At 60.6% G+C, this 12,930-nt stretch carries 18 protein-coding genes; 8 read left to right on the top strand and 10 right to left on the bottom strand.

The features are described 5' to 3' along the window. Positions 1-507: 507 nt before the first annotated feature. Complete coding sequence (locus B7Y49_RS09980) at positions 508-2,022, bottom strand: replicative DNA helicase (RefSeq protein WP_374127441.1); 1,515 nt, start codon at positions 2,020-2,022, stop codon at positions 508-510. A gap of 132 nt (positions 2,023-2,154) precedes the next feature. Between B7Y49_RS09980 and B7Y49_RS09985 the strand changes: the two genes are divergently transcribed. The 4 genes from B7Y49_RS09985 (at position 2,155) to B7Y49_RS10000 (ending at position 4,374) form a co-directional block, all read left to right on the top strand. Then, complete coding sequence (locus tag B7Y49_RS09985) at positions 2,155-2,637, top strand: UPF0262 family protein (RefSeq protein ID WP_374127442.1); 483 nt, start codon at positions 2,155-2,157, stop codon at positions 2,635-2,637. Between the two features lie 9 nt (positions 2,638-2,646). Further along, on the top strand, positions 2,647-3,333 hold the full coding sequence (locus B7Y49_RS09990) for a glycoside hydrolase family 25 protein (protein WP_374127480.1): 687 nt from the start codon (positions 2,647-2,649) through the stop codon (positions 3,331-3,333). Beyond that, entirely contained in the window at positions 3,330-3,800 is a 471-nt protein-coding gene (locus B7Y49_RS09995) for a cytidine deaminase (RefSeq protein WP_374127443.1), read from the top strand. The genes B7Y49_RS09990 and B7Y49_RS09995 overlap by 4 nt, the downstream gene beginning before the upstream one ends. Before the next feature lie 118 nt (positions 3,801-3,918). Then, a complete protein-coding gene (locus B7Y49_RS10000; protein WP_374127444.1) occupies positions 3,919-4,374 on the top strand; it encodes a hypothetical protein in 456 nt (151 codons plus the stop codon). 111 nt (positions 4,375-4,485) lie between these two features. Here the strand turns inward: B7Y49_RS10000 and B7Y49_RS10005 are convergent, their stop codons facing one another. Continuing rightward, complete coding sequence (locus B7Y49_RS10005; protein ID WP_374127445.1) at positions 4,486-4,953, bottom strand: helix-turn-helix domain-containing protein; 468 nt, start codon at positions 4,951-4,953, stop codon at positions 4,486-4,488. Between the two features lie 70 nt (positions 4,954-5,023). Between B7Y49_RS10005 and B7Y49_RS10010 the strand changes: the two genes are divergently transcribed. The 3 genes from B7Y49_RS10010 (at position 5,024) to dcd (ending at position 7,026) form a co-directional block, all read left to right on the top strand. Beyond that, the gene (locus tag B7Y49_RS10010) at positions 5,024-5,779 is read left to right on the top strand and encodes an SDR family NAD(P)-dependent oxidoreductase (protein WP_374127446.1); all 756 of its coding nucleotides are present in this window, start codon (positions 5,024-5,026) and stop codon (positions 5,777-5,779) included. A gap of 4 nt (positions 5,780-5,783) precedes the next feature. Further along, complete coding sequence (locus B7Y49_RS10015) at positions 5,784-6,398, top strand: 2-hydroxychromene-2-carboxylate isomerase (protein ID WP_374127447.1); 615 nt, start codon at positions 5,784-5,786, stop codon at positions 6,396-6,398. Between the two features lie 73 nt (positions 6,399-6,471). Further along, entirely contained in the window at positions 6,472-7,026 is a 555-nt protein-coding gene (gene dcd, locus B7Y49_RS10020; RefSeq protein WP_374127448.1) for a dCTP deaminase, read from the top strand. Between the two features lie 83 nt (positions 7,027-7,109). On the opposite strand, the gene B7Y49_RS10025 is transcribed toward dcd, so the two are convergent. The 5 genes from B7Y49_RS10025 to B7Y49_RS10045 all read right to left on the bottom strand — a co-directional run bounded on the left by B7Y49_RS10025 (position 7,110) and on the right by B7Y49_RS10045 (position 10,266). Further along, the gene (locus B7Y49_RS10025; protein ID WP_374127449.1) at positions 7,110-7,469 is read right to left on the bottom strand and encodes a M48 family metallopeptidase; all 360 of its coding nucleotides are present in this window, start codon (positions 7,467-7,469) and stop codon (positions 7,110-7,112) included. Between the two features lie 267 nt (positions 7,470-7,736). Beyond that, entirely contained in the window at positions 7,737-8,165 is a 429-nt protein-coding gene (locus tag B7Y49_RS10030; protein WP_374127450.1) for a biopolymer transporter ExbD, read from the bottom strand. Positions 8,166-8,218: 53 nt separating this feature from the next. Then, the gene (locus tag B7Y49_RS10035; protein WP_374127451.1) at positions 8,219-8,698 is read right to left on the bottom strand and encodes a biopolymer transporter ExbD; all 480 of its coding nucleotides are present in this window, start codon (positions 8,696-8,698) and stop codon (positions 8,219-8,221) included. A gap of 101 nt (positions 8,699-8,799) precedes the next feature. Further along, a complete protein-coding gene (locus B7Y49_RS10040; RefSeq protein ID WP_374127452.1) occupies positions 8,800-9,543 on the bottom strand; it encodes a MotA/TolQ/ExbB proton channel family protein in 744 nt (247 codons plus the stop codon). 60 nt (positions 9,544-9,603) lie between these two features. Then, positions 9,604-10,266 (bottom strand): energy transducer TonB, encoded by a 663-nt coding sequence (locus B7Y49_RS10045; RefSeq protein WP_374127453.1) that lies wholly within the window; start codon positions 10,264-10,266, stop codon positions 9,604-9,606. 223 nt (positions 10,267-10,489) lie between these two features. Between B7Y49_RS10045 and B7Y49_RS10050 the strand changes: the two genes are divergently transcribed. Further along, positions 10,490-11,380, top strand: coding sequence for a hypothetical protein (locus tag B7Y49_RS10050; RefSeq protein ID WP_374127454.1), 891 nt, complete (start codon positions 10,490-10,492; stop codon positions 11,378-11,380). Here B7Y49_RS10050 and B7Y49_RS10055 read toward each other — a convergent pair. From B7Y49_RS10055 to B7Y49_RS10065, 3 genes are all read right to left on the bottom strand, one after another. Beyond that, positions 11,377-11,787, bottom strand: coding sequence for a Rossmann fold domain-containing protein (locus B7Y49_RS10055; protein ID WP_374127455.1), 411 nt, complete (start codon positions 11,785-11,787; stop codon positions 11,377-11,379). The genes B7Y49_RS10050 and B7Y49_RS10055 overlap by 4 nt on opposite strands. After that, positions 11,784-12,155, bottom strand: coding sequence for a dihydroneopterin aldolase (locus B7Y49_RS10060; RefSeq protein ID WP_374127456.1), 372 nt, complete (start codon positions 12,153-12,155; stop codon positions 11,784-11,786). Before B7Y49_RS10060 ends, B7Y49_RS10055 begins: the two co-directional genes overlap by 4 nt. A gap of 85 nt (positions 12,156-12,240) precedes the next feature. Beyond that, positions 12,241-12,873: a glutathione S-transferase family protein gene (locus B7Y49_RS10065; protein ID WP_374127457.1), complete on the bottom strand. Its 633-nt coding sequence runs from the start codon at positions 12,871-12,873 to the stop codon at positions 12,241-12,243. Positions 12,874-12,930 lie beyond the last annotated feature (57 nt).

A 12,930-nucleotide genomic window follows, 5' to 3' on the forward strand; every position in this document is an offset into this window, starting at 1 on the left:
GCCGATGCTGCCAGGCGGGTTGTACAACCCCGCCCGCAAGGGCACGATGATAACCCCGGACTCTACTTATGAGTGGAGGAGAAAAGGGGAGCACGTCAATTGGACCAGTCGCGCCAGCGAGTTGGCGCAGGAGTTCCGGGATGTCAGCAGCGCTGCCGTAGGCATGCGACAGCCTCTCCCAGCGAGGGTCATCTAGTGCAATCATGGGCTAGCCTAAGCGACGTGCCCTTTGTCCGCAATTGGGGCGAAAGCGTAATGGCAGCCTTATGAGTCTCTCGGTAGCTGAACGCCATTATGGCACAGCCGCTCATCCCGAAACTGTACCGCAGGCCCAATCAACCCTCGTCGATTTTCCTACATCTCCAGCTAATACTATACACGCGTTTGCTCTTTGACAGCGTTGATCCCCCGCACTTTCGGCACTCGAAAGGCGAAGTTGCATGAAAACGCTCGAGACCCGCAACTTCCGCAACTTCACATCAGCTGCGAGCACTAACCGACTGTCGATTAAGGATTAAATCCCTGCAACGCCGCGTCGCTGAACCGCGTGAATTCGGCCTCGAATGCCAAAGTCACCTTGCCCGTCGCGCCGTGGCGCTGTTTGGCGATGATCAGTTCGGATAGCCCGGCTTTCTCCTGATAGGCTTGGGACCATTTGGCGTGCTTGTCCTGCACGTCCGCCGTGCTGTTCGCCACCGGGCGTTCGGGCTCGTGCATCGCGATGTAATAATCCTCGCGGTACACGAACATCACGATATCGGCGTCCTGCTCGATCGACCCCGATTCACGAAGATCGGATAGCTGGGGCCGTTTGTCCTCGCGCTGTTCGACCGCGCGGCTGAGCTGCGAGAGCGCCATGACGGAGACGTTCAAGTCCTTGGCCATCGTTTTCAGGCCACGGCTGATTTCCGAGATTTCCTGGACGCGGTTGTCGTTCGAACTCCGCCCGCTGCCCTGCAGTAGCTGGAGGTAATCGACCACCACCAAGCCAATCTCATAATTATGCCGCCGCTGCAGCCGCCGCATCCGGGTGTGCAGCGCGCCGATCGTCAGCCCGGCGGTATCGTCGATGAACAGCGGCAGGTGCTGCAGCTCCATCGATGCCTGCACCAGCCGGCTCATCTCGGCATTGTTGATCTTGCCCATGCGGAGCCGTTCGGAACTGATCCGCGATTGTTCGGACAGGATACGCGTCGCGAGCTGATCGGCGGACATTTCCAGGCTGAAAAAGGCCACCTTGGTGCCGACCGAGCGATCGGGCGGAATGCCGTCTGCCATGTCACGCATCCAGCGCTGCGCCGCATTGAAGGCGATGTTGGTGGCGAGCGCGGTCTTGCCCATGCCGGGGCGCCCGGCGAGGATCATTAGATCGCTATGGTGCATACCGCCCATCTTGGCGTTCACCGAATCGAGGCCCGTGGTGATGCCCGACAGGTTGCCGCCCGCGTTCAGCGCGCGTTCGGCCATTTTCACCGCCGCCTTGGCCGCATCGCCGAAACTCTTGACGGTATTTTCGGCCCCGCCATCAGCGGCGACCTTGAACAGCTCTTCCTCGGCCTCCTCGATCTGCTTGCGCGGGTTCACCTCTTCGGAGGTGTCGAGCGCCCGGTCGACCAGGGTCCGCCCCACCGAGACGAGCGTGCGGAGCATCGCGAGATCGTAAATCTGCTTGGCGAATTGCCGCGCGCCGATCAGCCCCGCGCCGCTCCCCGTCAGCAGCGCCATATAGCTAGGGCCGCCCAGCGCGCGCATCCCCTCATCCGCTTCGAACATCGGGCGCAACGTGACGGGCGTGGCGAGCATGTCGGTCTTGCGCAGTGACTTAATCGCCGCAAACACCCGGCCGTGGACGGGCTCGTAGAAATGCTCGGGCTCGAGCAAGTCGATCACGTCGTCCGCCAGCCGGTTGTCGATCATCATCGCGCCCAGCATCGCCGCTTCAGCCTCGACATTCTGCGGCAGAGACAGTTGCGCAGCGGCGGGCGGCGTGCTTGGCGGGTTGGGGATGAATGCGGAGGCCATCGCCCCTCATCCCAGACCGGGGCACCCGGCTCAAGCTTGGGAATCGGCGAAGCTGTGGATAAGCAGGTTGTGGAGTCGCCCGATTGACGCTTCCCCGTTGATTCCCGGCAAGCCAACCCCGATAGCAGTTAAATGGCCGACCCGCGGATCATTGACGTCACATTGGACGAGCGCACGATATTGTGGCGCAGCGCCGATATCGAGCAGGAGCGCCGAATCGCGATCTTCGATCTGATCGAGGGCAATTATTTCGCGCCGGTGCGGGAATATCCCGATGGCTATGCCGGGCCATTCAAGATCGAGCTGAGCGTTGAGGAAGGCCGGCTTGCCATTTCGATTTTCCGCGAAGACGGATCGCTGCTCGAAACCTATGTGCTGGGGCTCGGGCGATTCCGGCGGCCGATCAAGGATTATTTCGCGATCTGCGACAGCTATTACCAGGCGATCCGCCAGGCGACGCCGCAGCAGATCGAAACAATCGATATGGCCCGGCGCGGCATCCACAACGAAGCCGCCGAGCTGCTGAAAGAGCGGCTGGTGGGCAAGATCGACATCGATTTCGACACGGCGCGGCGGCTCTTCACGCTGATCTGTGTGCTGCACATCAAGGGCTGACGCGTGGCCATGCGGCTCTACCAGCGGCGTGCCGGGCAGATTGGCGGCGCCGCCATCGTGGTGGGGCTTGCTGTCCTGGTCAGCTGGTCGTTCGCGATCAGCTGGTATCCCTCGCCCAAATCCTATCCGTTTCAGGGGCCCAGCGTCAGCGCCGCGAACGGCGTGATCGAATGGCCGGTGATCCGTGGTGGCGGGGCCGCCTTTGCCTATCTGACGGCCACGATCGGGGCAGACGGGCGTGATGCATCGTTCCAATCGAACTGGAGCGATGTCTATGCCGCCGGGCTACGGCGCGGGGCGATTCACGTCTATTCGCTTTGTCGGCTGGCGGCGGATCAGGCCAATAATTTCAACACGAACGTCCCCTATACCGGCGACTCGCTGCCGCCGGCAATTGCCATCGATTTCGAACCAGGCTGCACGGCACGGCCCGAGCGCGACGTGGTGATTGGGGAGATCACACGGCTGATCACAATGGTCGAAACGCACACCCGAAAGCCGGTGCTGCTGAAGGTTTCACGCCGGTTTGATGAGCAATACCGGATCACCGCGGCTATTGAACGGCCCATCTGGAGCAGCCAGAACTTTTTCCCGCCCGATTATGCCGCACGCCCCTGGCGGATGTGGCAAGCAAGCGATTTGCGTCGCATGGACGGCGCCCCCACCCTGATCAACTGGAACGTCGTGGCACCATGAAGTCGACCAATCATGCCGATACCGCGACCGGCGAAAAGCTGATCGCCGCTGCTCGCGGCGCAGCCCTGAACGCGCATGCTCCATATTCACGCTTTGGCGTGGGCGCGGCCGTGCTGTTGACCGATGGCAGCATGATCACGGCATCGAATTTCGAAAATGCCAGCTACGGCCTGTCGCTCTGCGCCGAGACGGTGGCATTGGCGAGCACCAGTGCATCCGGCAAGCTGCGCGATGTCGTCGCGATTGGCGTCATCGGTGGGGCGATGGACACAGGAGGTGTGCCGCGCGGGCTTACGCCGGTCAGCCCCTGTGGCCGCTGCCGCCAGGTGATCAACGAAGCCGCACAAATGGGCGGGCGCGACATTATCGTCTGGTGCGGTGCGGCGGAAGGCAATGCAATGACGCGCTATCTGCTGTCCGATCTGCTGCCTGACGCTTTCGGGCCCGCTGATCTGGGGATATTCTGACTTATTGCCGCCCCGGCATTGTACCTTGTAAGTTACTCTGTTTTGTGCATGATTTTCCTCGGCATCGGGGGCTGAGATGCACATTGACCAAAGTTTCGACTCGCGGTTTCGGCCGCTGTTGAGCGCGACGATTGCGTCGGGGCTGGTTGTGCTGGCGATGCCCGATTTCACCGCCAGTGGCTGGAACAACTTCGCGGCTGATGCTCGCGTGCAGATCGCGGTGGCAGCGCGAAGCGCCTATATCATGTTTCTCCTCAATACGTTCGCACTGCTCGCGGCATATCTTGCGGTGCGGATCGCCGGGCCGATCACGACGGCGTGCCTCAATCTCTACGGCGCAGCGACGTTTCTGGGTGGAACGTTTATCGTCGGCACCTTGCTGAGTATCGCACTGACCCTCGCCAGCCCCGGCGCTGATAATCCGGCCGAGGCGGTACAAGCATATGTTGGCATGGCCGCCTTCGGGCTGGTTATTGTAATTGCGCTGCTCGTTGGCACAGCGATCCTTCGGTTCGTAAAAGCCGCCGCTCCCCAACCAAAATCAAGCGAGGAGAGTTCCAATGACGTGGCATAGAATTCGCCCAATCCTGATATCGATCGTCATGATCGGGCTGATCCTCCTGCTGTGGGATGAACTGCGCGATTTCGGCGCGGAGCTTTACCGCTTCTTCCGCTGATCACATGATCAGCTGTGCGACCGATCACGGGAAGCCGCTCGCCCATGCGCAATGACATTGCGCGCGACAACGGTTTCACCACATTCGGAGCAGGCCAGCACGGCTCGGAAATCATGCCCGCAGGCCTTGTGCTGATGCAGCACCGGCGGACCATCGGGGCCAGCATAGAATGCGTCGCCCCAATGAACGAGCGACAGTATCACCGGGTACAGTGCCAGCCCCTTCTCGGTCAGCCGATACTCATATCGTGTGGGGCGCTCCTGATAGGGTGATTTTTCCAGAATGCCGTCGCTCACCAGTCCGGCCAGCCGTTCCGCCAGCACCCGCCGGGCAATGCCCAGTCGCGCCTGGAAATCATCGAACCGCCGCACCTGCAAAAAGGCATCGCGCAGGATCAGCAAGGTCCAGCGGTCGCCCACCACCGCCAGCGCGCGCGCCATTGAACAATCCTGCGAAGCCAGTTCATCCCACCGCATCGGCGGAATCTGCCATTGACTCGGTTCCAATACAAGACTTACTCCGTCCTACATTAAGATGGAGCCGGTAATGGCGAGCATGATCGAAGGCGGGCACGCCAGCGTGGCGATTGTCGGCGCGGGAGACTTTATCGGCGCGGCGATTGCGCGGCGTTTTGCGGCGGGGGGGTATATCGTTCATGGCGGACGGCGCCAGGGCGACAAGCTTGACGCGTTGGCCGCTGAAATCACCGCGCGCGGGGGCAGCTTTACCGGCCACACGCTCGATGCACGATCGGAGGAGGAGGTCGGCGGTTTTCTCGATTGCGCCGACGCCAGCGCGCCACTGGCCGCCTGCATCTTCAACGTTGGGGCCAATGTGAACTTCCCGCTGCTTGACACGACTGAGCGCGTGTTTCGCAAGGTCTGGGAAATGGCCTGTTTTGCTGGGTTCCTGACTGGTCGGGAGGCTGCACGGCGAATGTTGGTGCATGGGCGCGGATCGATCTTTTTCACCGGCGCCACGGCCTCAATGCGCGGCGGCAAGGGCTATGCGGCCTTTGCGGCGGCCAAAGCGGGCCTGCGGGCGACCGCGCAATCGATGGCGCGCGAATTGGGGCCGCAGAACATTCATGTCGCGCACCTCGTGATCGATTCAGGCGTCGACACCGCATGGGTGCGCGAACGCATAGCGGCGGCGCATGGCGCAGATGCCGTCGAAGCGCTGCCCGCCGATACGCTGATGAACCCTGCCTCGATTGCCGAGGCCTATTGGCAGCTTCATCATCAGACGCGCGACGCGTGGACGCACGAACTCGATCTGCGTCCCTTTGGTGAGGCTTGGTAAAAGCATGGCAACAGACCCGATCTACTATTTCGATTTCGGCAGCCCCAATGCCTATCTCGCCCACCGCGTTCTGCCGGGGATCGAGCAGCGCACCGGTGTGCGGTTTCGCTATGTACCGGTGCTGCTGGGCGGATTGTTCAAACTAACGGGTAATCAGGCGCCGATGCTTGCCTTCGCCACCATTCCCCACAAGCTGGCCTATGAGCGCCTGGAAATGGAGCGGTTCATCACCCGGCACGGATTAAACGCATTCCAGATGAACCCGCATTTTCCCGTCAACACGCTACAACTAATGCGGCTGGCCGTTGCAGCATCAGCTGACGACGTCCTGTCGGCCTATGCTGAGGCGATGTTCCATTTCATGTGGGAGGAGCCACGCAAGCTCGACGATCCGGCTGTGATTGCGGCCACGCTCATGGAAGCGGGATTGCCAGCCGACCGGTTGATGGCACGTGCGCAGGAACCCGAGATCAAGGCCGCACTCCTCGCCAACACCCAGGCCGCCTATGAACATGGCGCATTCGGCATCCCGAGCTTCATGGTTGGTGACGCTCTCTATTTCGGCAAGGATCGCCTGGCCGATATCGAAGCGGCGATCACCGGGCAGCAGGCGGCATAACACAGCCCCCTTGCCCCCGCCGCGCTTAGCCGCGAAAGCTTGCCTGCACCCCATCGCGCAGGAGAACGCCCGAATGTCCGTTATGTCCGATCGCTGGATCCGCGAACAGGCGCTGTCGACCGGCATGATCGAGCCATTCGTCGAAAATCAGCGGCGCGACGGCTGCATTTCCTATGGCCTGTCATCCTATGGCTATGACGCGCGCGTGGCCGACGAGTTCAAGATCTTCACCAACGTCAACTCGGCGGTGGTCGACCCCAAGAATTTCGATCAGGATAGTTTTGTCGACCGCAAGACCGATGTCTGCGTGATCCCGCCGAACAGTTTCGCGCTGGCGCGGACGGTGGAATATTTCCGCGTACCCCGCGATATCCTCGTCATCTGCCTTGGCAAATCGACCTATGCGCGCTGCGGGATTATTGTGAACGTTACCCCGCTGGAGCCGGGCTGGGAGGGCCATGTGACGCTGGAGTTCTCGAACACCACGCCCCTGCCCGCGCGCATCTATGCGAATGAAGGCGCGTGCCAGTTCCTGTTCCTGCAGGGGAATGAGCCGTGCGAGGTCAGCTACGCCGACCGATCCGGCAAATATATGGGGCAACGCGGGGTGACATTGCCGAAGCTGTAACTGGGCGTTGTTAGCGACCTAGCTCGGACGGCGTCCCGCCCGATACCTTGGTCCGCCGCCTTTTGGCAAAGCGAATGGCCCGTTCAGCGTGCGCTGAGCGTGGTTACCGAAATGCGCTTCAGGCCCAATGTGGCGATGGCGTGCGACGACGCCGTGCGCTGACCGGAAAGCATCATGCTTTGATCGGGTTGGCTGAGCACATCCGCGTATAGCGCGCGCGCTTGCTGGATACGGCCGGTCCGCGCGTATATCGCGGCAAGGTTTAGCGTAAGGTCGGCATCGCCAGGAAACATACGCCGCTCGGCGACGAGCTGCGCTTCGGCGGCGGCCAGTTTGCCCTGCATGATCTGGGTGTAGCCATTATTGTCATCGCCAGCAGCGTGCGCGAGCGCAGGGGCAGCCAGCAAGCCTGTGACAATCAGCGCGCGAATGAAAATGCGCATATTCCTTCTCCTTCAACCACCGCCCACCATGGGAGGTTTCACTTTTGTGACAATAACGTGTCATTTTAGTGAAACATTGGCAAGAAGGAAAGTTTTTAGGCCCAGTTATAGTGTTTTATGAGCTACTTATGACGTTGAATGGGATTTCGGCGGCCAACGATCGCTGGCAACGTCGTCGCCTGTTGGGCGATGATCGTCGAACAAAAGCCAAGAAAAAAGGCGGCCCCGAAGGACCGCCTTATTCTTGCTCCCCGATCGTCGAACGGATCAGAAATCGTTGCGATACTGCTCGTTGCCGATAAAGCCGAGCTTGGTAACACCAGAGCGCTTAATGACCGCCAAAACACGATCAACCGTATCATAACGCGCCGCAGCATCGGGCTGGAAATGCAATTCAGGCTCAGGCGATAGCTGTGTGGTCGCGTCGAGATACTGGCGCAGGGTGATGTCATCAACCGGCGCGCCGTTCCATGAAACAACTCCGGCCGGATCGATCGAAATCTTGTTCTTGTCGGGCTCGATGGGCTGCTGGATAGCGTTCGGATCGTTCTGTGGAAGATCGACCTTCACCGCATGGGTCTGGATCGGGATCGTGATGATGAACATGATAAGAAGCACGAGCAAGACGTCGATCAACGGCGTCATGTTCATTTCCATCATCGGCTCGCCGTCGTCGCTGCCGCCGCTCATAGCCATTGTCAAAAACTCCTGAAAATTTGCGTCGTGATCAACGGGTGATCACACGAAGATCACTGACGGACCACACCACTGCCAGCGGGCGGCTCTGAAATAAAGCCAACCTTGGCAAAGCCAGCCTGTTGCATCTGGAAGATGGCCCCACCAATACACCGATAGGGCGTGTCAACGTCGCCGCGGATATGCGCCTCGGGTAGTTCGACGCCGGGTGCGTTCGGACCGCCCTGCCGAGCGATTTCCAGCTTCAGCTTTGCAACCGCGCGATCGAGCAATTCCTGGCTCGTCACCTTGGTCACGTTCCAGAAGATTTCGCACCCGCCATTTCCGTCACCCTTGATCGAGAGCGAAACGTTTTCGGGCTTGGTTGTCGTCGGATCGAAGCGCACGTCGGGAAGCTTGAGCTTCACGTTCTGAATAACGACGGGAACCGCGATCAGAAAGATGATCAGCAACACCAACATCACGTCCACGAGCGGAGTCGTGTTGATGTCCGACATCGGCTTCTCGTTGTCAGCGCCTGCGCTAATCGCCATTGGGAACTATCCTATCTTTGATCATCATGCCGCAAAACATTAATTGCAGCGCCGAAACAGGGCGACCGGCAAATGCGGCCGCCCCGTTTCGTCTCGTCAGCTTACGAGGCCTTGGCAGGTGCTGCCTTAGTGGCAACGCCACGAACCGGGCGAACCGCACCATTCGACGCGAGATAGCCGAGCACATCGTTCGAGAAGACCGACAGATCTTCAGCAATCGACTTGTTGCGACGCTGCAGCCAATTGTAGGCAAGCACGGCAGGAACGGCGACCGCAAGGCCGAGGGCGGTCATGATCAGCGCTTCACCGACGGGGCCGGCGACTGCGTCGATCGAGGCCTGGCCCGACGCGCCGATTTTAATGAGCGCGCGGTAGATGCCGATAACCGTCCCGAACAGGCCAATGAACGGTGCAACCGAACCCACGGTTGCGAGGAAGGCGAGACCGCCGCCCAGCTTTGAGTTGATCGCGGCTTCCGAACGCGCGAGCGAGTTGTGCAGCCAGTCATGCGCTTCAACCGGATCGGTCAGCTTGGTGTGCTGCTCCTGCGCAGCTAGGCCATCGTCGACGATCTGCTTGTACGCCGAATTCTTCTCGAGCTTGGCCGAAGCTTCCTTCAGCGAATTGCTGGTCCAGAAGCCCGAGCGAACGCGCTTGGCCTGACCCATGATTTTCTGCTGCTCGAGCAGCTTGGTGAAAAGGATGTAGAACGACACAACCGACATCAGCACCAGAATGCCGAACGTAGACTGCGCGATGATGCCGCCCTCCTGAAGGGCTGCCTGGAGGCCATAGGGATTGTCGTTGGCCGCGGCCGGGGCAGCAGCAAGGATGGTCGTCAGCATAAAGATATCTTCCTCTAAAATATGTCGGCGGGCGCCCCATGACCCCCGCCTGACGGATCGTTACTGCGGAATAACCCAGCGAACGCGACGCGACTTGGTGGTGGCGATCGGGTTGCCGTCCTGGTCCTTGGCCGGGGTGTACCGCGCACGACGGGTCAACGCACGGCAGGCTGCATCGTCAAGATCGGACGATCCGCTCGACTGAACGGTCCGGCAATTCTCGACACGCCCCTGGGTATTGATGGTCCAGGAAATCACCGACGTACCCTCCTTTTCCTCGCGGAGAGCCGCCGGCGGATAATCGTCCGTGGTCACCCAGCTGGCTTCATCACCACGCGCACCAGCGGCCTGACTCACGCGTGGCGCGGCGGGCGCAGGTGGCGCAGGCGGGGCTGCCTGAGGCGTCGGGTTGTAGGTCGGTGGCGGTGTGTCCACGCTACGCATCGTGTTCTGTGGCGGGGTGTCAACCCTTACCATTGGCGGCGGCGTCACCACGGGCGGCGGCGTCATCGGCGTGTCTGGCGGTGGCGGTGGTGGTGGTTCGTCTGGCGGTGGCGGCGGCGGTGGTGCCACGTCAAACGTGTTGAGCTTCTCCGAAACCTGCTTCACGTACTTATACGCAAGGCCGGTGACGAACGCGTAACCGATGACAGCATGGATAAGGGCGACGATAACAATCGCCACCACCCTGCTGCCGCCATCATTCCGATCTGCATAGGCCATTCAGGTACGAAACTCCTATTGGACCGACAGGTTTCCCCCCGCGCCATCCGTACTCCGGATTGTCGTAGGGCTGCCGTGAGCCATTATATCCTTCACCGAGGCCATATCTCTATCGCCCCCGCCACACCGACGCAAACGCTTTGTCGGACGTAATGAACGTACAATCTCAGCGTGGCAGAATTATTTCTGTATAAAACTGCCTCGATCCACTAACGCAAACGGCATGTCGTCTGTTCCCAAGGCTAAACCCACAACCGGTGCTCGCACCCGTCGGCGTCAGGCGATCGGCGCGGCGTTACTGTTGCTCGCCGCAGCCGCGCCGTCGGCTCTGGCGCAGCGGCGTGCAGTGCCCGTACCCGCCCCGGTTGCCGCGCCAGCGCCGCCCTATGCGGTCGTGGCTGATCTGGTTTTACGATCCCCGGTGATCATCGATTCCACCATCCGGAGTGCCGAAAAGCTGAAAGGGCCAGAAGCTATTGGCGCGCCGCCCGGCTATGCCCGGCTATTCGTCCAAGCGGACGTGCTGGCATTGGTGCGTGGCACCGATTCCGTCCCGGCGCGGATCGGCTACATCCTTGATGTTTTGCCGGATACGCGCGGAAAAATTCCAAACCTGCGCAAGCTCAGGGTGCTGCTATTCGGTCGTCCAGTGCCCCGTTCGGCGAACCAAATTCAGTTGACCGGACCGGATTCGCAACGCCTTTGGACGCCAGCGCTCGATGCCCTCAGCCGCCGGATTGCGACCGACGCGCTCGCGGCGGACGCCCCTCCCGAAGTCACTGGCGTGGGTAACGCGTTTCACGTCCCGGGTTCGCTGCCCGGCGAAGGTGAGACCCAGATTTTCCTTACCACCCGAGACACAAGACCAGTGTCGCTGAGCATTCTGCGCCGCCCCGGCCAGCAGCCGAGCTGGGCCGTGTCGCTAACCGAGATCGTCGACGAATCAGCCGCACCGCCGGCGCGCGATACGCTGCTCTGGTATCGGCTTGCCTGTGCCCTTCCGGTACAATTGCCCGCCATCGCAGTTGAAAAAATGTCAGCAGACGATGCAGCGAATGCGGTCAGAGATTATGGCTTTGTCCTGCAGTCGCTCGGACCATGCACCCGCGGCTAAGCCGCTAACGGGCCACGCGAATCGATCTGGATGATTTGTCCGGTCACCGACACAGCCTGAAGCAGATAGGCGACCGCAGCAACCACATCGTCCTGATGCGCGCCGGGTTGCACTTTTACAGCTGATACCCGCTGTTTTGGCGCCCCTTCAACGGCCAAAGGCTCGATCGCGGCGAGTAACAAGTGCCGGTCGGTTGGGGCTAACGGGCAGTCTACCACAATCACGATGGCAGCAGCATCGGCGCGACGCACCCGCTGGAGAAGCAATGCAATTTCCGGATCAGCAATCAGCACCAGCGCCGCATGATCGCCGTTTGCTGAAGGCTCGATTGAAGGGTGAATGTTGGCCAATCCATGCATGACGGCCGCGGCCAACGGCCCCTGCCCTTCTACCACCGCGGGCTTCATCGCCGGTGGCGCACCAGTGTCATGCCGATCGCCTCTCCCTGTTCGGAAATGGCAAGCTTTACGATCTTTACCTCCACGCGCTGGATGCGCGAATCCTCGCGCAACAGCGTCTGGGCAATATGATCTGCAACGCCTTCGATAAGCGTAAAATGCACGCCTTCGGGCAGCGCCGTAGTCGCCGCCCGCTTCAAATCGAGATAGTTTTTGGATGCTGACAGTGGCGTATCGGCTGCGAAGTGCGCCGGGCAATCGAGATCGACCGTCATCGAGATCAGCAATGGTTGCGGTAGATGCGTCTCTTCCGAATAAATACCTGTCAGAACAGATACTTCGAAGTCATGCACTTCCAATTGTAATCGATCGTTCAACCTGCAGTCCCTTGCGTCATTCGCCCCGCGCCATAGCAGTTTGAGCCCCAAGGGGAAGCGGGCCGGGCAGGTTTGAGGCCCTGGATCAGGCGGATGCGCTTGGTCGAGCTATCATCGCGCAGTGCCAGCGGGCGATATGAATGCGATCGTCGGCGACTGCCAACCCCGCGCGTGCAGCGAAATCCAAGGTCATCAGCCCAGTGATATCAGCAAAACTAAACGCATCACCGGCGATCCACCGCGATTCGCTCAGCCGGTGGTCGAGCTGTTCGGCAAATGCCCCCCACAAAATGGTCGCGCGGGTGACGAGTTCGGGGATGATCGGCACGGGCGGCCATTTGCCAGGCAAACCGCGCCCTTCCATCTGCGGCTTTGAATTCCGAAAGGCATAAACGGCCGCTGCATACCCGTCTGATTCGATTCGCCTCGTCCACGAATCGATCTGGGCGATGCTCCGTGCATCTGTCCCAAAAAGGGGCATTTCAGGATGCAGCGCTTCAAAATACCGGCAGATCGCCACCGAATCGGTGATCACATCGCCATCATCAAGCACCAAGGCGGGCACGGTGCCGCGCGGGTTGATCGCCAGATAGGCGTCGCTTAGCTGCTCGTCCCGCCGCAAATCGAGCTGCACTCGGTCAACCTCAATGCCCTTTTCGGCCAGGAACATCCGCACGCGTCGCGGATTTGGTGCCCAGGACGAATCATAGAGTTTCACGGTCAAAGTCCGTTCGGCTTGTGTTCAGCACGATCAACGCTAATGCGCGCTGCCCCG

The organism is Sphingomonas sp. 28-62-11 (genome assembly GCF_002278865.1).
Classification (GTDB): domain Bacteria; phylum Pseudomonadota; class Alphaproteobacteria; order Sphingomonadales; family Sphingomonadaceae; genus Sphingomonas.